18 protein-coding genes are annotated in these 18,189 nt (G+C 70.2%); 14 read left to right on the top strand and 4 right to left on the bottom strand.

Features of this window, described 5'->3' with window-relative positions; all coding sequences use genetic code 11:
- Positions 1 to 2: 2 nt before the first annotated feature.
- From WFQ67_RS15265 to WFQ67_RS15230, 8 genes are all read left to right on the top strand, one after another.
- Positions 3 to 302 (top strand): malonate decarboxylase subunit delta, encoded by a 300-nt coding sequence (locus WFQ67_RS15265; RefSeq protein WP_213627133.1) that lies wholly within the window; start codon positions 3 to 5, stop codon positions 300 to 302.
- Complete coding sequence (locus WFQ67_RS15260; protein WP_337057384.1) at positions 295 to 1,149, top strand: biotin-independent malonate decarboxylase subunit beta; 855 nt, start codon at positions 295 to 297, stop codon at positions 1,147 to 1,149. Before WFQ67_RS15265 ends, WFQ67_RS15260 begins: the two co-directional genes overlap by 8 nt.
- Positions 1,146 to 1,931, top strand: a complete 786-nt coding sequence (gene mdcE, locus WFQ67_RS15255; RefSeq protein WP_213627137.1) for a biotin-independent malonate decarboxylase subunit gamma — start codon at positions 1,146 to 1,148, stop codon at positions 1,929 to 1,931. The genes WFQ67_RS15260 and mdcE overlap by 4 nt, the downstream gene beginning before the upstream one ends.
- Before the next feature lie 81 nt (positions 1,932 to 2,012).
- On the top strand, positions 2,013 to 2,630 hold the full coding sequence (locus WFQ67_RS15250; RefSeq protein ID WP_213627140.1) for a malonate decarboxylase holo-ACP synthase: 618 nt from the start codon (positions 2,013 to 2,015) through the stop codon (positions 2,628 to 2,630).
- The gene (gene mdcH / locus WFQ67_RS15245; RefSeq protein WP_337057383.1) at positions 2,627 to 3,547 is read left to right on the top strand and encodes a malonate decarboxylase subunit epsilon; all 921 of its coding nucleotides are present in this window, start codon (positions 2,627 to 2,629) and stop codon (positions 3,545 to 3,547) included. Before WFQ67_RS15250 ends, mdcH begins: the two co-directional genes overlap by 4 nt.
- 60 nt (positions 3,548 to 3,607) lie before the next feature.
- Positions 3,608 to 4,012 carry a malonate transporter subunit MadL gene (gene madL / locus WFQ67_RS15240; RefSeq protein ID WP_337057382.1) on the top strand — a complete coding sequence of 135 codons (405 nt, stop codon included), beginning with the start codon at positions 3,608 to 3,610 and terminating at the stop codon, positions 4,010 to 4,012.
- A 5-nt stretch (positions 4,013 to 4,017) separates the two neighbouring features.
- Positions 4,018 to 4,782, top strand: coding sequence for a malonate transporter subunit MadM (madM, locus tag WFQ67_RS15235; protein ID WP_213627149.1), 765 nt, complete (start codon positions 4,018 to 4,020; stop codon positions 4,780 to 4,782).
- Between the two features lie 177 nt (positions 4,783 to 4,959).
- The gene (locus tag WFQ67_RS15230; RefSeq protein WP_337057381.1) at positions 4,960 to 6,363 is read left to right on the top strand and encodes a sodium:proton antiporter; all 1,404 of its coding nucleotides are present in this window, start codon (positions 4,960 to 4,962) and stop codon (positions 6,361 to 6,363) included.
- A gap of 51 nt (positions 6,364 to 6,414) precedes the next feature.
- Here WFQ67_RS15230 and WFQ67_RS15225 read toward each other — a convergent pair whose 3' ends face one another.
- Complete coding sequence (locus WFQ67_RS15225; RefSeq protein WP_213627152.1) at positions 6,415 to 7,332, bottom strand: LysR family transcriptional regulator; 918 nt, start codon at positions 7,330 to 7,332, stop codon at positions 6,415 to 6,417.
- Between the two features lie 179 nt (positions 7,333 to 7,511).
- On the opposite strand from WFQ67_RS15225, the gene WFQ67_RS15220 reads away from it, so the two are divergent.
- Positions 7,512 to 8,093, top strand: coding sequence for an RBBP9/YdeN family alpha/beta hydrolase (locus tag WFQ67_RS15220; protein ID WP_337057379.1), 582 nt, complete (start codon positions 7,512 to 7,514; stop codon positions 8,091 to 8,093).
- Positions 8,094 to 8,295: 202 nt separating this feature from the next.
- Positions 8,296 to 9,210, top strand: coding sequence for a sigma-54-dependent transcriptional regulator (locus WFQ67_RS15215; protein ID WP_337057378.1), 915 nt, complete (start codon positions 8,296 to 8,298; stop codon positions 9,208 to 9,210).
- A gap of 51 nt (positions 9,211 to 9,261) precedes the next feature.
- Here the strand turns inward: WFQ67_RS15215 and WFQ67_RS15210 are convergent, their stop codons facing one another.
- From WFQ67_RS15210 to WFQ67_RS15200, 3 genes are all read right to left on the bottom strand, one after another.
- Positions 9,262 to 9,627, bottom strand: coding sequence for a nuclear transport factor 2 family protein (locus WFQ67_RS15210; protein ID WP_213627158.1), 366 nt, complete (start codon positions 9,625 to 9,627; stop codon positions 9,262 to 9,264).
- A 245-nt stretch (positions 9,628 to 9,872) separates the two neighbouring features.
- Positions 9,873 to 11,063 (bottom strand): MFS transporter, encoded by a 1,191-nt coding sequence (locus tag WFQ67_RS15205; protein WP_337057376.1) that lies wholly within the window; start codon positions 11,061 to 11,063, stop codon positions 9,873 to 9,875.
- A 37-nt stretch (positions 11,064 to 11,100) separates the two neighbouring features.
- Positions 11,101 to 12,135, bottom strand: coding sequence for a LacI family DNA-binding transcriptional regulator (locus WFQ67_RS15200; RefSeq protein WP_337057375.1), 1,035 nt, complete (start codon positions 12,133 to 12,135; stop codon positions 11,101 to 11,103).
- Positions 12,136 to 12,352: 217 nt separating this feature from the next.
- Between WFQ67_RS15200 and WFQ67_RS15195 the strand changes: the two genes are divergently transcribed.
- From WFQ67_RS15195 to WFQ67_RS15180, 4 genes are all read left to right on the top strand, one after another.
- Complete coding sequence (locus WFQ67_RS15195; RefSeq protein WP_442969594.1) at positions 12,353 to 14,608, top strand: TonB-dependent receptor; 2,256 nt, start codon at positions 12,353 to 12,355, stop codon at positions 14,606 to 14,608.
- A 79-nt stretch (positions 14,609 to 14,687) separates the two neighbouring features.
- Entirely contained in the window at positions 14,688 to 16,019 is a 1,332-nt protein-coding gene (locus WFQ67_RS15190; protein WP_337057373.1) for an LLM class flavin-dependent oxidoreductase, read from the top strand.
- Between the two features lie 56 nt (positions 16,020 to 16,075).
- Complete coding sequence (gene mgrA / locus WFQ67_RS15185; RefSeq protein ID WP_337057372.1) at positions 16,076 to 17,119, top strand: L-glyceraldehyde 3-phosphate reductase; 1,044 nt, start codon at positions 16,076 to 16,078, stop codon at positions 17,117 to 17,119.
- A 2-nt stretch (positions 17,120 to 17,121) separates the two neighbouring features.
- Positions 17,122 to 18,051, top strand: a complete 930-nt coding sequence (locus WFQ67_RS15180) for a sulfonate ABC transporter substrate-binding protein (RefSeq protein WP_337057371.1) — start codon at positions 17,122 to 17,124, stop codon at positions 18,049 to 18,051.
- Positions 18,052 to 18,189: the final 138 nt, after the last annotated feature.

Genomic DNA, 18,189 nt, shown 5'->3' with positions numbered 1-18,189 from the left:
CCATGGAAACCCTGTCTTTCGAATTCCCCGCCGGGCAACCCGCCCGGGGTCGCGCCCTGGTGGGCTGCGTCGGCTCCGGCGACCTGGAGGTGCTGCTGGAGCCCGGCCTCGCCGGCCGCCTGTCGATCCAGGTGGTGACCTCGGTGAACGGCAGCGAGCCGCGCTGGCGGCACCTGTTCGAGCGCATGTTCGCCGGCCAGTCGCTGCCAGCGCTCTGCATCGACATCCACGATTTCGGCGCCACCCCCGGCGTGGTGCGCCTGCGCCTGGAACAGGCCCTGGAAGAGGTGACCCATGACTGACCCCGCACGCCTGCTGGCCACCCGCAGCTTCGTCGAACTGGGCGCCCGCCAGCGCGCCCGCGAATTGCTCGACCCCGACACCTTCCGCGAGCTGGTCGGCCCCTTCGACCGCGTCGTCTCCCCCTGGCTGCCGCGCCAGGGCATCGTTCCCCAGGCCGACGACGGCGTGGTGGTGGCCAAGGGCAGCATCGACGGCCAGCCGGCACTGATCGCCGCCATCGAAGGCGCCTTCCAGGGCGGCAGCATGGGCGAGGTCGGCGGCGCCAAGATCGCCGGCGCGCTGGAGCTGGCCGCCGAGGACAACCGCCAGGGCATTCCCACCTGCGCCGTGCTGCTGCTGGAAACCGGCGGCGTGCGCCTGCAGGAAGCCAACCTGGGCCTGGCCGCCATCGCCGAGATCCAGGCCGCCATCGTCGAGCTGCGCCAGTACCAGCCGGTTGTCGGCCTGGTGGCCGGGCCGGTGGGCTGCTTCGGCGGCATGTCCATCGCCGCCGGCCTGTGCAGCCACCTGCTGGTCACCCGCGAGGCGCGCCTGGGCCTCAACGGCCCGCAGGTGATCGAACAGGAAGCCGGCATCGAGGAGTACGACTCTCGCGACCGGCCTTTCATCTGGAGCCTCACCGGGGGTGAACAGCGCATGGCCAGCCACCTGGTGGATGGCTATGTCGCCGACGACATCGACGCCATCCGCGAGGCCGTGCGCGCGCTGCTCGCCGGCCCTGAACAGGCGCAGCCCCGCAGCCGCCGCCACGCCTGGTTCCTCGAACGCCTGGCACGCCTGGGCGATGACTGCGCACACCTGGACGCCGCCGCCGTGCGCGCCCTCTACGCCGGAGAACAGCCATGAGCCGTGGAATGAACTGGTTGCACGCCCTCGCCGGCACGGATGAGCGGGCCGGCTATCCGGCTTCGGTGAAGGTCATCGACGGCGAGGTGGGCAGCCGCGCCGCGCGCTTCATCGCCGTGGTGCCCGACCCGCGCAACCCCTTCCCCCGCGCCCGCAACGGCGAGGTGGGCCTGCTGGAAGGCTGGGGCCTGGCCAAGGCCGTGGATGACGCCATCCAGGCCGATGCCGGGCGTGCCGACAAGCGCGTGCTGGTGGCCGTGGTGGACGTGCCCAGCCAGGCCTACGGCCGCCGCGAAGAAGCCTTGGGGATCCACCAGGCCCTGGCCGGCGCGGTGGACGCCTACGCCCGTGCCCGCCTCGCCGGGCACCCGGTGATCGGCCTGCTGGTGGGCAAGGCCATGTCCGGCGCCTTCCTCGCCCACGGCTACCAGGCCCAGCGGCTGATCGCCCTGGACGATACCGGGGTGATGGTCCACGCCATGGGCAAGGCCGCCGCCGCGCGCATCACCCTGCGCAGCGTCGACGAGCTGGAAGCCCTCGCCGCGACCATCCCGCCCATGGCCTACGACCTGGGCAGCTACGCCTCCCTCGGCCTGCTCTGGGAGCGCCTGGCTGTGGATAACGTCGAGCAGCCCGGCGCCGCTGACCTGGAGCGGGTGCGGGACTGCCTGGTGCGCGCGGTGGCGGACATCGGTACCGGCACCGACCTGCGTGGCCGCCTGGGGGCGGAGAACCGCGCGGCGTCTTCGCGGGTGCGCGAGATGCTGCGGGCGCAATGGTGAGGCCGGGTGGTGAAAACCGAGCCGTGGATCGTTGGGCCGCGCGGCGCGTGGCGCCAACCTACCTGTGATCTGGAGGTGCTGATGGACAACCCACCACGCCCGCACGACCTGCTCTGGGGCCTCGCCCCGGAACAGCTCCCCGCCGATGCCCCGAGCTGGGCGCGCCAGGCGCTCGCCGCCGGCCAGCCGGTGGTGGTGCGGCGCGCCCTCTGCGAGCCGGGCCTGGTTGCCGTGGGCATCCGCGGCGCCCGCCGCGAGCAGCGCCTCGCCACGCTGATGCCGCTTGCCGCCATCCAGCGCAGCATCAGCCCGCACCAGTTGCGTCCGCGCACCGCCGGGCATTGGCCGGCGCTGCGCGCGCTGGTCGAGGTCGCGCCGCTGCTGGAGGCCACGGGCCTGCCCTGGGGCCCCACCGGGAGCGTCGGTTTCGAATTGGCCACAGGCGTGCCGGTGCTGCATGCCGGGAGCGATCTCGACCTGCTGCTGCGCACCTCCGGGCCCTTCGAGCGCCCCCGTGCCCGCGAGCTGCTGGCGCTGCTCGAACGCACCCGCTGCCGCATCGACCTGCAACTGGAAACCCCCTCCGGCGCCATCGCCCTGCGCGAGTGGGCCGGCGATTCCCGCCGCGTGCTGCTCAAGTGCGCCGAAGGTGCGCGCCTTGTGGATAACCCCTGGCAGGCCCTGGAGCACGCGGCGTGAGCAGCCTGTTCGCCTTCCCCGGCCAGGGTGCGCAGCAGGTGGGCATGCTCCACCAGCTGCCGCCCGAGGCACGCGCGAGCCTGGACGAGGCCAGCGCGGCGCTGGGCGAGGACGTGCTGGCACTGGACTCGGGCGAGGCGCTGCAAGGCACCCGCGCCGTGCAGCTGTGCCTGCTGATCACCGGGGTCGCCTGCGCACGCCTGCTGTTGCAGGAGAGCCCGGCGCCGGAGCATGTGGCCGGCCTGTCCATCGGCGCCTACGGGGCGGCGGTGGTCGCCGGCGCCCTGGATTTCGCCGATGCGCTGCGCCTGGTGGCCCTGCGTGGCGAGCTGATGCAGCGGGCTTATCCACAGGGCTACGGCATGACCGCCATCGGCGGGCTCGACCTCGGCACCCTGGAAGCGCTGCTCGCGGAGGCCGAAGGCCCGGTGTTCCTGGCCAACATCAACGCCGACAACCAGCAGGTGATCGCCGGCAGCGATGCGGCCATGGCCACCGTCGCCAAGCGTGCCCGCGCCCTGGGGGCCGGCCTGGCGAAACGTCTGGCGGTCAGCGTGCCGTCCCATTGCCCGCTGCTGGAGGCGCCGGCCCGCGAGCTGGCCAGCGCTTTCGCCGACGTACGGATGCACCGCCCGGTGATCGGCTACCTCAGCGGCACCACGGCGCGGCCGATCCACGACCCCGAGCGCCTGCGCGACGACCTCGCCTTCAACATGTGCCGCGTCGTCGACTGGCACGGCACCCTGCGCAACGCCTATGAGCGTGGCGTGCGCCTGCACATCGAACTGCCCCCCGGTGCCGTGCTCAGCGGCCTGGCGCGGCGCATCTTCGACCCAGGCACGGTGATCGCCTTCCAGGGCACCCGCCGCGATACGCTGGACGCCCTGTTGCGTCGGGAGGTGAGCCGGACCCGATAACCGCCGTGCGCTTCGAAGGACAACAACAAGCAACTTCGACCCAATGCGAGGACAACAACAATGATCATCTACGGTGTGGCCTTCCTGGCCCTGTGCACCCTTGTCGGCCTGTTCATCGGCGAACTCCTGGGCAAGCTCCTGGGCGTACCCGCCAACGTCGGTGGCGTGGGCATCGCCATGCTGCTGCTCATCTTCATCGGCAGCACCCTGCACAAGCGCGGCCTGATGGGCGCCAAGAGCGAGCAGGGCGTGGAATTCTGGAGCGCCATCTACATCCCCATCGTGGTCGCCATGGCCGCCCAGCAGAACGTGCTCGGCGCGCTGTCCGGCGGCCCCATGGCGATCCTCGCCGGCATCGCGGCGGTGGCCCTCGGCTTCGCCATGGTCCCGGTGCTGGACCGCCTCGGCCAAAAGAAACCCGACGCGGCGACCGCCGCTGACGCCCTGAAGCCTCTGCAACGGTGACCGCCATGTACGAATCCATGATGAAAGTGATCGGCGGCTACGGCCTGATCAGCGGCTTCGCCGTCATCGGCGTCACCATGTGGCTGTCCTACTGGCTCTCCGACAGGCTCACCCGGGGCCGCCTGCACGGCTCGGCCATCGCCATCTTCCTCGGCCTGGTGCTGTCCTACGTGGGCGGCGTGATGACCGGCGGGCAGAAGGGCCTGGTGGACATCCCGCTGCTGTCCGGCATCGGCCTGCTCGGCGGCGCCATGCTGCGCGACTTCGCCATCGTCGCCACCGCCTTCGGGGTGAACATCGAGGAGCTCAAGCGCGCCGGCGTGTCCGGGGTGGTGGCGCTGTTCCTCGGCATCGGCACCTCCTTCGTCGCCGGTGTCGGCGTGGCGCTGGCCTTCGGCTACACCGATGCGGTGAGCCTGACCACCATCGGCGCGGGGGCGGTGACCTACATCGTCGGCCCGGTGACCGGCGCGGCCATCGGCGCCAGCTCCGAGGTGATGGCGCTGTCCATCGCCGCCGGCCTGGTGAAGGCCATCCTGGTGATGGTGGCGACGCCCTTCGTCGCGCCCTTCATCGGCCTCAACAACCCGCGCACGGCGGTGATCTTCGGCGGCCTGATGGGCACCTCCAGCGGCGTGGCCGGGGGCCTGGCGGCCACCGATCCGAAGCTGGTGCCCTACGGTTGCCTGACCGCCGCCTTCTACACCGCCCTGGGCTGCCTGCTGGGCCCGTCGCTGCTGTTCTTCGTCATGCGCGCCCTGATGGGCTGACGGGGCCGGCAGGCCGCCGGCCGAGGGCGCCTCCAACGCCGCAGCGCAACGCACCCGGCTTTTCGACAGCCTGCTAGGTCGGGGCCGAGCTTTGGTTTAGCATCCCCGCTCTCGTCGGGGCGCGGCGGCCCGCCGGGGCGCCGCGCCGTCTTCGTCCCACCCAGCCTGGTCGTCCCGATGCCCGTACTGCGAGCCCGCCTGCTCATCCCGCTACTGCTCCTGCCCGGCCTGGCCCAGGCCGCCGAGATCGACGGCGCCAGCCTTAGCCTGCTCTGGGCGCTGCCGTTCGCCGGCATCCTGCTGAGCATCGCGCTGCTGCCGATCATCGCCGGTGACTTCTGGCACCACCATTTCGGCAAGATCACCGCCGGCTGGACGTTGCTGTTCCTGGCGCCCTTCATCGCCAGCTTCGGCCCCCACGCGACCCTGGCCATGGGCATGCACGTGCTGTTCGCCGAATACCTGCCCTTCATCGTGCTGCTGCTGGCGCTGTTCACCATCTCCGGCGGCATCCTGGTGCAGGGCAACCTGCACGGTTCGGCCTGGCTCAACACCCGGCTGCTCGCCCTGGGCACGCTGCTGGCCTCGGTGATGGGCACCACGGGCGCGGCCATGCTGCTGATCCGCCCGCTGCTGCGCGCCAACGACAACCGCCGGCACAACGCCCACGTGGTGGTGTTCTTCATCTTCCTGGTGGCCAACGTCGGTGGCGGGCTCACGCCGCTGGGCGACCCGCCGCTGTTCCTCGGCTTCCTCAAGGGCGTGGACTTCTTCTGGACCCTGAAGCACATGGCCTTGCCGGTGCTGGCGATGGCGCTGCCGTTGCTGGCGATTTTCTACCTGATCGATCGCTACCTCTTCAGCCGCGAGGACGAACTGGCTCCCGCCGACCCCACCCCCGATACGCCGCTGTACGTGCACGGGCAATTCAACTTCCTGCTGCTGGCCGGCGTGGTCGGTGCGGTGCTGCTGTCGGGGGTGTGGAAGCCGGGCGTCGGCTTCGAGCTGCCCGGCATCCGCGTGGAGCTGCAGAACCTGGTGCGCGACGGCCTGCTGCTGGCCCTGGCGGGGTTGTCGCTGTGGCTGACCCCCGGCTGGGCGCGCAAGGGCAACGAATTCAACTGGGGGCCGATCGTCGAGGTGGCCAAGCTGTTCGCCGGGATCTTCATCACCCTCACCCCGCTGATCGCCATCCTCCGCGCCGGCCACGACGGGCACCTGGCGGCGGTGGTCGCCGCCGTCACCGGGGCCGATGGCCAACCGCTGGACACCATGTATTTCTGGATGACCGGGGTGCTCTCCAGCTTCCTCGACAACGCGCCCACCTACCTGGTGTTCTTCAACCTCGCCTCCGGCGATGCGCGGGTGATGATGGAGCAGTTGCCGCAGACCCTGCTGGCGATCTCCATGAGCTCGGTGTTCATGGGCGCCATGACCTACGTCGGCAACGCGCCGAACTTCATGGTCAAGGCCATCGCCGAGCAGCGCGGCGTGAAGATGCCAAGCTTCTTCGGCTACCTGCTCTGGTCCTGCGCCGTGCTGCTGCCTCTGCTGGCGGTGCTGCAGTGGGTGATGCTGTAAGGAAGCCGCGGGTTTTCCCGGGCTGAAGCCCGGGCCACGTCTCTGCTGCCCTCACCCCCCGCGCGCCAGGCTGTACATCCGGCACTCGGCCAGCAGCGCCAGCAGGTTCGGGTCGCGCTCCTTGGCCTTGAGGAAAACCACGCCTATGTGCTGCTGCAGGCGGTAGCGCGCCTGCAGCGGGATGAGCTTCACGCGGTTCTCGTACACCGCGGCGATGCGCCCGGGCAGCAGGGCGTAGCCGACCCCGGAGCTGACCATGCTGAGCAGGGTGAAGATGTCGTTCACCTGCATGGCCACCTTCGGCTCGAAGCCCGCCTGCTCGAACACCCGGCCGCCATCGCGGTGGGTGGCGAAGCCCTGGGTCAGGGTGATGAAGGTGGAGTCGGCCAGGTCCGCCAGGTCCACCTCGGGCTGGCCGGCGAAGGGCGAGTCGGTGGGCACGGCGAGGAAGATGTCGTCGGAGAACAGCGGCAGCTGCTCGCAATCGGCATCGCTCACGCCCTCGTCGAGGGACACCAGGATGGCGTCCAGCTCCATGTTCTTCAGCTTGTAGAAAAGATCGACGTTGGAGCCGAGGATCAGGTCGATGTTCAGCTCGCTGCGCCGCAGCTTCAGCCCCATGATCAGCTGCGGCACCGTCTTCACCGTCAGCGAATAGAGCGAGCCGAGCTTGAAGCGCTCGGCCGAGAAGCCTGCCGCTTCACGGGTCAGGCGCACCGTCTCGAGCACGTCCTGCACCAGCTTCTGCGCGCGCTCCTCCAGCACGAAGGCGCTCTCCAGCGGCGTCAGGTTGCGCCCCTCGTGCTTGAACAACGGGCAGCGCAGGGCGCTCTCCAGGGAGTGGATGGCGCGGTGCACGCTGACGTTGCTGGTGTTCAGCTCCACCGCCGCGCGGGAGAGGTTGCCGCTGCGCATGAAGGCGAGGAAGGTCTGCAACTTCTTCAGGGTGAGTTCGTCGTCGATCTGCATGGCACCGCGTCCGGGTGGCTGGAGCGAAGAGGCCATCCTACAAGCTCGCGCCCGCGAACCCGATGGGACCTTTAGTGAATAAGCTAATAATGCATAAGCAAATAAATTCTTATTCCTTAACAGATATATGAGCAGCCCCTAGACTCCCCTTCGTCGAAACATTGCACGGAGGGCTCGCCATGCGCAGCCAGGCCATTCGCTACCTGATCCTGCCGGGATGGCAGGGCTCGCCAGACGAGCATTGGCAGAGCCATTGGCAACGCACACTGCCCAACGCCAGCCGCGTCGAGCAGGCCGACTGGGACCTGCCCGAGCGCAAGGACTGGGTCACGGCGCTGGAGCGCGCCATCGACGCCGAGCGCACACCGGTGATCCTCATCGCCCACAGCCTGGGCTGCGTCACCGTCGCCCACTGGGCCAGGGAGGCCGACCCGGATGTACTGCGCCGGGTGCGTGGCGCGCTGCTGGTGGCGCCGGCCGACGTCGAGCGCCCCGGCTGCCCCGAGCCGCTGCGCGGTTTCGCCCCCATTCCCCAGGCATCGCTGCCCTTCCCCACGCTGCTGGTGGGCTCGGACAACGACCACGCCGCCAGCACGCCGCGCGCGCTGGAACTGGCCCGCCACTGGGGCGCCGAGCCGGCCATCCTCGCGGGCGCCGGGCACATCAACGTGAAGTCCGGCCACCACCTCTGGGAGCAGGGTTTCGCCTACCTCTACCGCCTGCAGGGGCGCATCGAGCAACTGGCCCGCAAGCGCGCCTGAGAACCTGCCCGGGATCGGCTGCGCGTCGGAACAACTGCGTTGAAAACGGCTTCGGGCTCGCTCATTTGCAGCTCGTGGACTCCACCCCCCGGCTGTTTTCGCCTTGTTCATCCCCAGCGCGCTCGACCCTGAACAGGCTCATTCTTCAATGTGACGCCAGGGCCCGCTGCTTCGCAGCCAGGCCCGGCGGGAGATTTCGTCCATGACCCAGGAAAAACCCGGCCAACCGCTGCTGAGCTTCGCCGACGCCGACCGCAGCCCCCTGAGCATCCGCGCCCGCGCGCTGGTGTTCGTCGATGCCCGCTCGCGGCGCCTGCGCGAGGAGGTCGAACAGTTGGCTCCGGCCGCCGTGCCGGTGCTTATCCAGGGCGAGACCGGCACCGGCAAGGAGCTGCTGGCGCGACAGATCCACAAGGGCAGCGAGCGCCCGGGGCTGTTCGTGGCGGTCAGCTGCAGCGCCATCAGCAAGGTCTACGCCGAGGCCGAACTCTTCGGCCACGCGCCCGGTGCCCACGCGGGCTCGGCCAGCAGCCGCGCCGGCTGGTTCGGCTCGGCCAACGGCGGCACCCTCTACCTGGACGAGATCGGCGACCTGCCGCTGCCCTTGCAGGCCAAGCTGCTGGCGGCCCTGGAGAGCCGCGAGGTGATCCGCGTCGGCGCCGCCCAGCCCACGCCCGTGGACGTGCGCCTGGTGGCCGCCACCAGCATCGACCTGGCCAAGGCGGTGGCCGCCGGCAAGTTCAACGAGCGCCTGTACCAGTACCTGGACGAAGGCCGGGTCGAGCTGCCGCCACTGCGCGAACGCCCGGACGACATCCTGCCGCTGGCCGAGTACTTCCTCGGCATCTACGCCCAGCGCCTGGACCTGCCGCTGCCGCTGATCAGCACCGCCGCCCAGGCGGCGCTGGAGAGCTACCCCTGGCCGGGCAATACCCGCGAGCTGGAGAACAGCGTGCACTTCGCGCTGCTGGTCAGCGATGGCGAGGAGGTGCTGCCGCAGCACCTCAACCTGCCGCCCGCGCCGAGTTATGCACAGCTCGCCCTGCAACTGCGCCAGCTGGCCGCCAACGATGTGGATAACCTGCGGCAGCTGTTCGCCGAGGTGCTGGCGGGGTAGGGCGTCGAGAGGGCAAGGGGTGGATCGGTGCGACTCACCCGGAGGCAGGCCCTAGCCGTGCAGGTGGAACAGCTTGTGCACGATGCGCCAGCGGCCGTCGATCTTCAGCAGCGAGAGGTAATCGGTGAAGTCCAGGCCGGCGTAGACGTCGGTGACCTTGGCCAGGGCGGTGTCGCCGGTGAGGTCCAGGGACTCCAGCCGCCACACCGGCGCTTCGCCCTCGGCCACCACCGGGCCCCTGGCCTGCAGGTCGGCGATGAAGGCCTCCGGCGAGAGCCACTGCAGGTCCGGGCCGAAGTGCCCGACGATTCGGCTGTCGGGGTGGAAGGCGCTGCGCAACAGCGTCGCGTCCGCCCGCACCATGCCTTCCACGTAATCCCGTACCACCGCCTCGATGGCCTGGCGTTCCGCTTCCATGTCCGTGCTCCAGTTGCGTGGGAAAGGCCAGAGCCTAGCCCGCCCGGGCCGATCCCGCAGCTCCCGGGGTTCCGTACCGCGAACCCTCCCAACCGTCATCACGCAGGTGCGGCTCATACCGCCCGCAGGATGGGCTGAGCTATGCGAAGCCCATCGCGCCGATGCACGGCGCGCGGCTCGGAGCTGGACGGTGGATCGGAGAAGCGCGATCCACCCCACGGACGCTTCATCTCGCGGGGCCTGGATCAATGAATCCGCCCTGCCTCCTTCAGCCGCTCGCGGGTGGCGCGCAGGCGCGGCAGGGGCAGGCACACCAGCAGGGTGGCGACCAGCACGGCCCCGCCCATCAGCGGCAGGTTGGCCAGGCCCATCCCGGTGCTCAGCCACAGGCCGCCGACGAAGGCGCCGCTGGCGTTGCCCAGGTTGAAGGCCGCGTGGCTGAGGGTGGCGGCGAGGCTGGCGGATTCGCCGGCCTGTTCCACCAGCAGCAACTGCAGCGGCGAGGAGATGGCGAAGCTCGCCACGCCCCAGAGGAACAGGCAGGCCAGCGCCAGCACCGGCACCTGGGCGAAGACGAACAGCCCCACCAGGCACAGCGCACTCACCGCGAAGGCCCCGGGCAGGGCGAAGCGGAAGCCCTTGTCCGCCAGGCGCCCGCCCAGCAGGTTGCCGAGGGTCAGGCCGATGCCGAACAGCAGCAGGGCGAAATTGGCGTGCTCCGGGCTGAAGCCGGAGACATCGCGCAGCAGCGGGCTGATGTAGGTGAACACGCCGAACAGCGCCACCGACGACAGGCTGCACACCCCCAGCGCATGCAGCACCGGACGCCGGAAGATGCCGTCCCAGGCACCGGCGGCATTGGGCTGCGGCCTGGCAGTGGCCGGCAGCCAGAGGAACTGCGCCAGCAGCGTCAGCAGGCCCAGGCCCGCCACCACCATGAAGGTCACCCGCCAGCTGGTGGCCTGGCCCAGCCAGGCGCCGGCCGGCACCCCGAGCACGTTGGCGATGGTCAGCCCGCTGAGCACCAGCGCCATGGCCGAGGCGCGGCGATGGGGTGGTGCCAGCTCGGCGGCCAGCAGGGTGGCGCAGCCGAAGAAGCCGGCATGGCTGAAGGCGGTGAACATGCGCGCCGCCAGCAGCCATTCGTAGCTGGGGGCCAGGGCGCAGGCGAGGTTGCCCAGGGCGTAGGCGCCCATCAGCCAGAGCAGCGCCTGGCGCCGTGGCAGGCGCCCCAGCAGCGGGCCCAGCAGCGGCGCGCCGATGACCACGCCCATGGCGTAGGCGCTGACCAGCAGGCCGGCGTCGGAGAGGCTCACGGAGAGGTCCTGGGCCACCTCGGGCAGCAGGCCCATGATGATGAATTCACTGCTGCCGACGACGAAGCCGCCAAGGGCCAGGGCGAGCAGGGGGAGGGAGAGGAGGGTCGAGGGATTCATGGCAAGAGGCAGGGCTTGTTGCGAGGGGGCGCGGATTCTACGCGCTTTCCCGGGCGATGACCTGGCAGTCGAGCAGATTCAGGCGCTCCACCTCGCCCTCCACCGGCAGCACGCCCAGCGCCTCCAGCACGCGAGTGGCGGCGCGCTCGCCGATCTCCAGCGCCGGCGGGCGGATGGTGGTGAGGCTGGGCAGCAGCATCTCGGCGAACGGGTAGTCGCCAAAACCCATCACCGCGCAGTCGCCCGGCAGGTCCAGGCCCGCACGCTGGCCGGCGAGCAGGCCGCCGGCGGCGAGGTTGTCGTTGGCGAAGATGATCGCGTCCGGCCGTGGCGAGCGCTTCATCAGCGCCTCCATGGCCTGCTTGCCGGCCTCGAAGGGTGCCAGCCCGCTGCTGGGCACGAAGACCCAGGGCTCATGGCCGGCGGCGCGCAGGGTGTCGGCATAACCGTCGCGGCGGTCCAGGGCGCTGAAGTCGCCGGCGGCGCTGTTCTGCACGAAGGCGATGCGCGTGTGCCCCTTGTCCAGCAGGTAGCGGGCGGCGGCGACGCCCACGTTGCGGTGGAGGAACCCCACCTGCATGGGCGCGCGTTCGGGCTGGTAGTCCCAGACCTCGACGACCGGAATGTCCGCCTCGGCGAGCATCTTCTCGGTGCCGGGGCTGTGGAAATGACTGGTGACCACCAGGGCCGCCGGCGACCAGCCGAGGAAGGCGCGCACGGCACTCTCTTCCTGTTCCTCGGAGAAGTAGCTGGAGGCCAGCAGCAGCTGGTAGCCGTGACGCGCCAGGGTGTCGCTGAAGCCCTGGATCGTGTTGGCGAAGATCGGCCCGGAGATGTTGGGGATGACCATGCCGACGATGCGCCCGCGCGCCGAGGCCAGGCCGCCGGCCACCAGGTTGGGCACGTAGCCCAGCTCGGCCACCGCCGTTTCGATGCGCCCGCGCAGTTCCTCGGAGACCTGCTCCGGCTGGTTGAAGTAGCGCGACACGGTGATGGCGGAAACGCCGACGCGCTCGGCCACGGCGCTGAGGGTGACGCGTCCCGCGCCTCGGCGCTTGCGGGGGCTGCTCATGGATTGACCATCCTTGTAGGCATATAAAAGTAATTTTTAATTATTTGACGATCTATTGGCGTCGCTCGGATACTGGCGATGTTAGCGCTAACAAACAACGGCTGTCTGCCTTTTTGCTGCCACTCGCACGAGCGAGACCAGACCGCGACAGCCCACAAGGAGCCTGCCAAGTAGCAGGCACGTCTGGTCTCCGCAGGGCAGTGAAACGAGCATGAGCATCCACAGCAATCCGGCCGCACCGCGCGGCCTTCGCACCTCCCACGGCGGGCGCCGCAGCCCGCTGGCCATCGGCATCCTCCTGGCGGCGCTGGGGAGCGCCGCCGGGGCCGCCGAGCGCACCCCCGACAGCACCGCCGACGGCCAGAAGGCCGCGCCCACGCTGAAGACGGTGACCGTCACCGCCACCCGCCGCGAAGCCAGCCTGCAGGACGTGCCGGTGGCCGTCTCCGTGGTGCAGGGCGAGCAGCTGGAGCGCGACAACCGCAACAACGTCAGCGCCATCGTCCAGCAGGTGCCGACCCTCAACTACCGCACCGGTGCCTCCAACAAGGACACCTCGCTGTTCATCCGCGGCGTCGGCACCATCTCCACCTCGCCGGGGGTCGAGCCAACGGTGGCCACGGTGGTGGACGGCGTGGTGTTCGGCCGCCCCGGGCAATCCACCCTGGACCTGCTGGACCTGGAGCGCATCGAAGTGCTGCGCGGCCCCCAGGGCACCCTGTTCGGCAAGAACGCCTCGGCCGGTGTGCTCAACATCGTCAGCCAGGACCCGCCCGAGCAGGGCCACGGCTACGTGGACTACTCGCACTTCGGCGGCGGCAACGAGAACCGCCTGCGCTTCGGCATCGGCGGACGCCTGAGCGACACCCTGAAAGGCTCCCTGAGCACCCTGCTGGGGCGCTACGACGGCAACGTCGAGAACGTCGCCAACGGCCATGACGTCAACGGCTACGACCGCAAGGGCGTGCGCGGCAAGCTGGTGTTCGAGCCGGACGACGCGCTCAAGGTGACCCTGATCGCCGACCGCATGGAGGGCGAGGACACCCTGCCCAGCGGCGTGATCACCTCCACCAGCAGCGCGGCCTTCGCCAGCGCCCTGCGCCCGGTGGTGCCGAGCGACCACAACCGCGACATCCGCAGCGACTACAAGACCTACGTCGAGGACACCAACAGCGGCCTGTCCGGGCAGGTGGACTGGAAGCTGGGCGACTTCAACCTCACCTCCATCACCGCCTGGCGCGGCTGGGACAACACCCAGTACCAGGACGGCGACCGCTCGGCGCAGCTGCCGTTGACCGCCTCCCACGACAAGGGCGAGGTGGACTACGACCAGTACTCCCAGGAGTTCCGCCTGGCCTCGCCCAAAGGCGGCTTCAACGAATACGTGGTCGGCGCCTACTACTTCCATGGCCGCTCCGAGGAGACCTACCGGCGCCTTTCGGTCAACGGCGGCACCCCCAACAGCGGCCGCGCCGACTACAGCGTGACCAACGACAGCCTCGCGCTGTTCGGCGAGAACACCTTCAACCTCACCGACGACTTCCGCGCGCTGTTCGGCCTGCGCTGGACCCACGACGACCTGGAGTACGACCACCGCCGCACGTCCACCTCCGCCACCGCCGTCACCGGCATCCAGCCCTCCACCGCAAGCTCAGGCTCGGTGGACGAGGACGGCTGGTCCGGCCGCGCCGGCCTGCAGTACGACTTCAGCGACGACCTGATGGGCTACGCCACCTACTCGCGCGGCTACAAGGGCCCGGCCTACAACGTGTTCTTCAACATGCAGCCGCGCGACACCGGGGCGCTCAAGCCGGAGACCTCCGACTCCTACGAGCTGGGCCTCAAGGCCACCGCCCTGGACAAGCGCCTGAGCGCCAACCTGGCGGTGTTCCACACCGACTACGACGACTACCAGGCGAACTTCTTCGACACCGTGGCCAACCAGGTGGTGACCCGCCTGATCAACGCCGGCAGCGTGAAGACCCAGGGCGTGGAGCTGGACACCAGCTTCCAGGCCACCCGCCAGCTCAAGCTGTCCGCCGCCCTGGCCTACACCAAGGCGCGGGTGGACCACTTCAACTGCCCGCCCGGCGCCGCCGCCACCTGCGACATCGACGGCGGCCGCTTGCCCTTCACCCCGGACTGGAAGGCCTACGTGCGCGCCGACTACAGCATCCCGCTGGACAACGGCCTGGATGTGGAACTGTCCACCGACTACAGCTGGCAGGACGAGGTGCAGTTCAGCCTCGACCAGAACCCGGACACCGTGCAGGACACCTACGGCATCTGGAACGCCAGCATCGCCCTGGCCGACTACAACGCCGGCTGGCGCGTGGCGCTGCTGGGCAAGAACCTCGCCGACACCTCCTACGCCCAGTCCCTGGCCAGCGGCGGCAGCTACATCTACCGCGCCGTGCCGCGCGACGACGAGCGCTACTTCGGCGTCCAGCTGCGCAAGGATTTCGACTTCTGACCCGCGCCTGCGTGCAGGAACCGCCCGAGCCGCCGCAGAGCGGCCGGGCGGCACCCCCACCGACCCCGGTAACGACACCATGACCCGATCCCGACAGCTCTCCCTCGGCGCCTTCCTGATGGCCACCGGTCACCACGTGGCCGCCTGGCGCCACCCGGACGTTCCCGCCGACACCCTCGACTTCGCCCAGTACAGACACCTGGCACGCATCGCCGAAGCGGCGAAGTTCGACGCCCTGTTCGTCGCCGACAGCGTCGCCGCGCCCACCGGCGACATCGCCAGCCACATGGCCCGCTCCACCTACTTCGAACCCCTGACCCTGCTCAGCGCCCTGGCCGCCGTCACCGAGCGCATCGGCCTGGTGAGCACCGTCACCACCAGCTACAACGAGCCGTACCACGTGGCGCGCAAGTTCGCCTCGCTGGACCACATCTCCGGCGGCCGCTCGGGCTGGAACCTGGTGACCTCCGACGCCGCCGCCGAGGCGCTCAACTTCAACCGCGAGGCCCACCTGGGCCACGCCGAGCGCTACGCCCGCGCCCGGGAGTTCCATCAGGTGGTCACCGGCCTGTGGGACAGCTGGGAGGACGACGCCTTCCTCCGCGACAAGGCCAGCGGCCAGTACTACGACCCGGACAAACTCCACGTGCTGGCCCACCAGGGCGAGCACTTCCGCGTGCAGGGCCCGCTCAACGTCGCCCGCTCGCCCCAGGGCCGCCCGGTGGTGGTGCAGGCCGGCTCCTCGGAGACCGGCCGCGAGCTGGCCGCCGAGACCGCCGACGTGGTGTTCACCGCGCAGACCTCCCTGGCCAAGGCCCAGGCCTTCTATGCCGACCTCAAGGGGCGCCTGGCCAGGTTCGGCCGCCGCGAGGACGAGCTGAAGATCATGCCCGGCGCCTTCGTCGTCGTCGGCGCCAGCGAGGCCGAGGCGAAGGAGAAGTTCGAGCAGTTCCAGGCGCTGGTGGAGCCCCGCGTCGGCGTCGCCCTGCTGGGGCGCATGCTCGGCAACTTCGACCTCTCCGAATACCCGCTGGATGGCCCGCTGCCCGAGCTGCCGCTGACCCAGGACGGCCAGCAGAGCCGGCAGAAGCTGCTCACCGAGCTGGCCGGCCAGGAGAACCTGACCCTGGCCCAGCTCGGCCGGCGCATCGCCGGCGGGCGCGGCCACCACAGCCTGATCGGCACCCCGGCACAGATCGCCGACGAGCTGCAGGCCTGGTTCGAAGGCCGCGCCGCCGATGGCTTCAACGTGCTGGTGCCGCACCTGCCGGCCGGCCTGGAGGACTTCGCCACCCAGGTGGTGCCGGAGTTGCAGCGCCGCGGCCTGTTCCGCACCGAGTACCAGGGCCGCACCCTGCGCGAACACCTCGGCCTGGCGCGGCCGGCGAACCGCTTCGCCCGCCCTGCCTGACATTCACCGGGGCCCCGCGCCAGCGCGGCCCCGACAACCTGAAGCGAGACACTTCCATGACCTATATCGCCGCCCCCGACCGCTACGAGCGCATCCCCTATCGCCGCGTCGGCCGCAGCGGGCTGGTGCTGCCGGCCCTGTCCCTGGGGCTGTGGCACAACTTCGGCGACGCCACGCCCCTCGACACCCAGCGCGCCCTGCTGCGCACCGCCTTCGACCTGGGCATCAACCACTTCGACCTGGCCAACAACTACGGCCCGCCCTACGGCAGCGCCGAGATCAACTTCGGCCGCCTGCTCAAGGAAGACTTCCGCGCCTACCGCGACGAGCTGGTGATCTCCACCAAGGCCGGCTGGGACATGTGGCCCGGTCCCTACGGCCAGGGCGGCAGCTCGCGCAAGTACCTGCTCGCCAGCCTCGACCAGAGCCTGGCGCGCATGGGGCTGGACTATGTGGACATCTTCTATTCCCACCGCTTCGACCCCGACACGCCCCTGGAGGAAACCGCCGGCGCCCTGGCCAGCGCGGTGCAGCAGGGCAAGGCGCTGTACGTGGGCATCTCGTCCTATTCGGCGGGCAAGACCCGCGAGCTCGCCGCGCTGCTGCGCGAATGGAAGGTGCCGCTGCTGATCCACCAGCCGGCCTACAACCTGTTCAACCGCTGGGTGGAGAAGGACCTGCTGGCCACCACCGAGGAACTGGGCACCGGCGTCATCGCCTTCACCCCGCTGGCCCAGGGCCTGCTCACCGACAAGTACCTCACCGGCGTACCGGCGGATGCGCGGGTCAACCGCCCCGGCGGCGCCTCGCTGCGCCCGGAGCACCTGGCCGAGGCCAACATCGCCCGCGCTCGCGCCCTTGCGGAGATCGCCCGGCGCCGGGGCCAGAGCCTGGCCCAGCTGGCGCTGGCCTGGACCCTGCGCGATGCACGGGTGACCTCGGCGCTGATCGGCGCCAGCCGCCCGGAGCAGATCGTCGAGAACGTCGCCGCCCTGGACAACCTCGCCTTCAGTGCCGAGGAGCTGGCGGAGATCGACCGCCACGCCGTGGAAGGCGGCATCAACCTCTGGGAAAAACCCTCCACCGACTGGCAGGCCTGAGCATGCAACGACTTCGACTGGGCGCCGCGTTGCTGGCGCTGCTGGCCCTGGCACAGGGCGCCCTGGCCGACCCCTCGACCCTGCGCATCGGCTACCAGAAGGGCTCCGCCAGCCTGGTGCTGGCCAAGGAGCACGGCCTGCTGGAGCAGCGCTTCCCCGCCACCCGGGTGCAGTGGATCGAATTCCCCGCCGGCCCGCAGATGCTCGAGGCGCTCAACGTCGGCAGCCTGGATGTGGGCTCCACCGGCGACATCCCGCCGATCTTCGCCCAGGCCGCCGGGGCCGACCTGCTCTACGTCGGCGCCGAACCGCCCAAGCCCCAGGCCGAGGTGATCCTGGTGCCGGAGGGCAGCCCGATCCGCTCGGTGGCCGAGCTCAAGGGGCACAAGGTGGCCTTCCAGAAGGGCTCCAGCGCCCACAACCTGCTGCTGCGCGCGCTCAAGGCGGCGGGGCTGTCCATGGCCGACATCCAGCCGCTGTTCCTCACCCCGGCGGATGCCCGCGCTGCCTTCGAGCAGGGCAGCGTGGACGCCTGGGCGATCTGGGACCCCTACTACTCGGCCATGGAACTGGAGGGCCATGCACGGCTGCTGGCCAATGGCGAGGGGCTGGGGCTGAGCGGGCCCTTCTACCTGGCCGCGCGGGGTTACGCCGAGGCCGACCCGGCGTTCGTGCAGCAGGTGCTGGGGGTGATCTCCGAGGCCGAGGCCCTGACCCGCAGCGACCGCGACGGCAGCATCGCCCTGCTGGCGAAGTTCATGGGCCTACCCCCGGCGGTGATCGAACGCAGTTTCCAGCACCGCCCGGCCTCGCCCATCGGCCCGGTCACCGACGACATCGCCGCCGCCCAGCAGCGCACGGCGGACCTGTTCCTGGAGAACCGGCTGCTGCCGAAGCGGGTGGATGTCGGGAGTGCGGTGTGGCGGCCTTAGGACCCCATGCATGGGCTTTGGTCGTGTAGGGCGGGCCTGCGGCCCGCTTGGCGACTGAAGTCGCCCCTACAGGTTTCGTCGGAACGCCCGGTTTTAGGGGGCGAATGGGCTACGGCTGTGGGAGCGAATTCATTCGCG

The organism is Pseudomonas sp. USHLN015, from assembly GCF_037153275.1.
In the GTDB taxonomy this organism is placed as follows: Bacteria; Pseudomonadota; Gammaproteobacteria; order Pseudomonadales; family Pseudomonadaceae; genus Metapseudomonas; species Metapseudomonas tohonis.
This window is presented reverse-complemented; position numbering and strand designations above follow the sequence as displayed.

Bases quoted from the DNA above. Each gene is read 5' to 3' on its own strand.
- mdcE (WP_213627137.1), top strand. From the start codon at position 1,146: ATGAGCCGTGGAATGAACTGGTTGCACGCCCTCGCCGGCACGGATGAG.
- WFQ67_RS15200 (WP_337057375.1), bottom strand. From the start codon at position 12,135: ATGAGCAGCCCCCGCAAGCGCCGAGGCGCGGGACGCGTCACCCTCAGC.
- WFQ67_RS15260 (WP_337057384.1), top strand. From the start codon at position 295: ATGACTGACCCCGCACGCCTGCTGGCCACCCGCAGCTTCGTCGAACTG.
- WFQ67_RS15265 (WP_213627133.1), top strand. From the start codon at position 3: ATGGAAACCCTGTCTTTCGAATTCCCCGCCGGGCAACCCGCCCGGGGT.
- WFQ67_RS15210 (WP_213627158.1), bottom strand. From the start codon at position 9,627: ATGGAAGCGGAACGCCAGGCCATCGAGGCGGTGGTACGGGATTACGTG.
- WFQ67_RS15225 (WP_213627152.1), bottom strand. From the start codon at position 7,332: ATGCAGATCGACGACGAACTCACCCTGAAGAAGTTGCAGACCTTCCTC.
- WFQ67_RS15190 (WP_337057373.1), top strand. From the start codon at position 14,688: ATGACCCGATCCCGACAGCTCTCCCTCGGCGCCTTCCTGATGGCCACC.
- WFQ67_RS15220 (WP_337057379.1), top strand. From the start codon at position 7,512: ATGCGCAGCCAGGCCATTCGCTACCTGATCCTGCCGGGATGGCAGGGC.
- madM (WP_213627149.1), top strand. From the start codon at position 4,018: ATGTACGAATCCATGATGAAAGTGATCGGCGGCTACGGCCTGATCAGC.
- WFQ67_RS15230 (WP_337057381.1), top strand. From the start codon at position 4,960: ATGCCCGTACTGCGAGCCCGCCTGCTCATCCCGCTACTGCTCCTGCCC.
- madL (WP_337057382.1), top strand. From the start codon at position 3,608: ATGATCATCTACGGTGTGGCCTTCCTGGCCCTGTGCACCCTTGTCGGC.
- mgrA (WP_337057372.1), top strand. From the start codon at position 16,076: ATGACCTATATCGCCGCCCCCGACCGCTACGAGCGCATCCCCTATCGC.
- WFQ67_RS15250 (WP_213627140.1), top strand. From the start codon at position 2,013: ATGGACAACCCACCACGCCCGCACGACCTGCTCTGGGGCCTCGCCCCG.
- WFQ67_RS15180 (WP_337057371.1), top strand. From the start codon at position 17,122: ATGCAACGACTTCGACTGGGCGCCGCGTTGCTGGCGCTGCTGGCCCTG.
- WFQ67_RS15215 (WP_337057378.1), top strand. From the start codon at position 8,296: ATGACCCAGGAAAAACCCGGCCAACCGCTGCTGAGCTTCGCCGACGCC.
- WFQ67_RS15205 (WP_337057376.1), bottom strand. From the start codon at position 11,063: ATGAATCCCTCGACCCTCCTCTCCCTCCCCCTGCTCGCCCTGGCCCTT.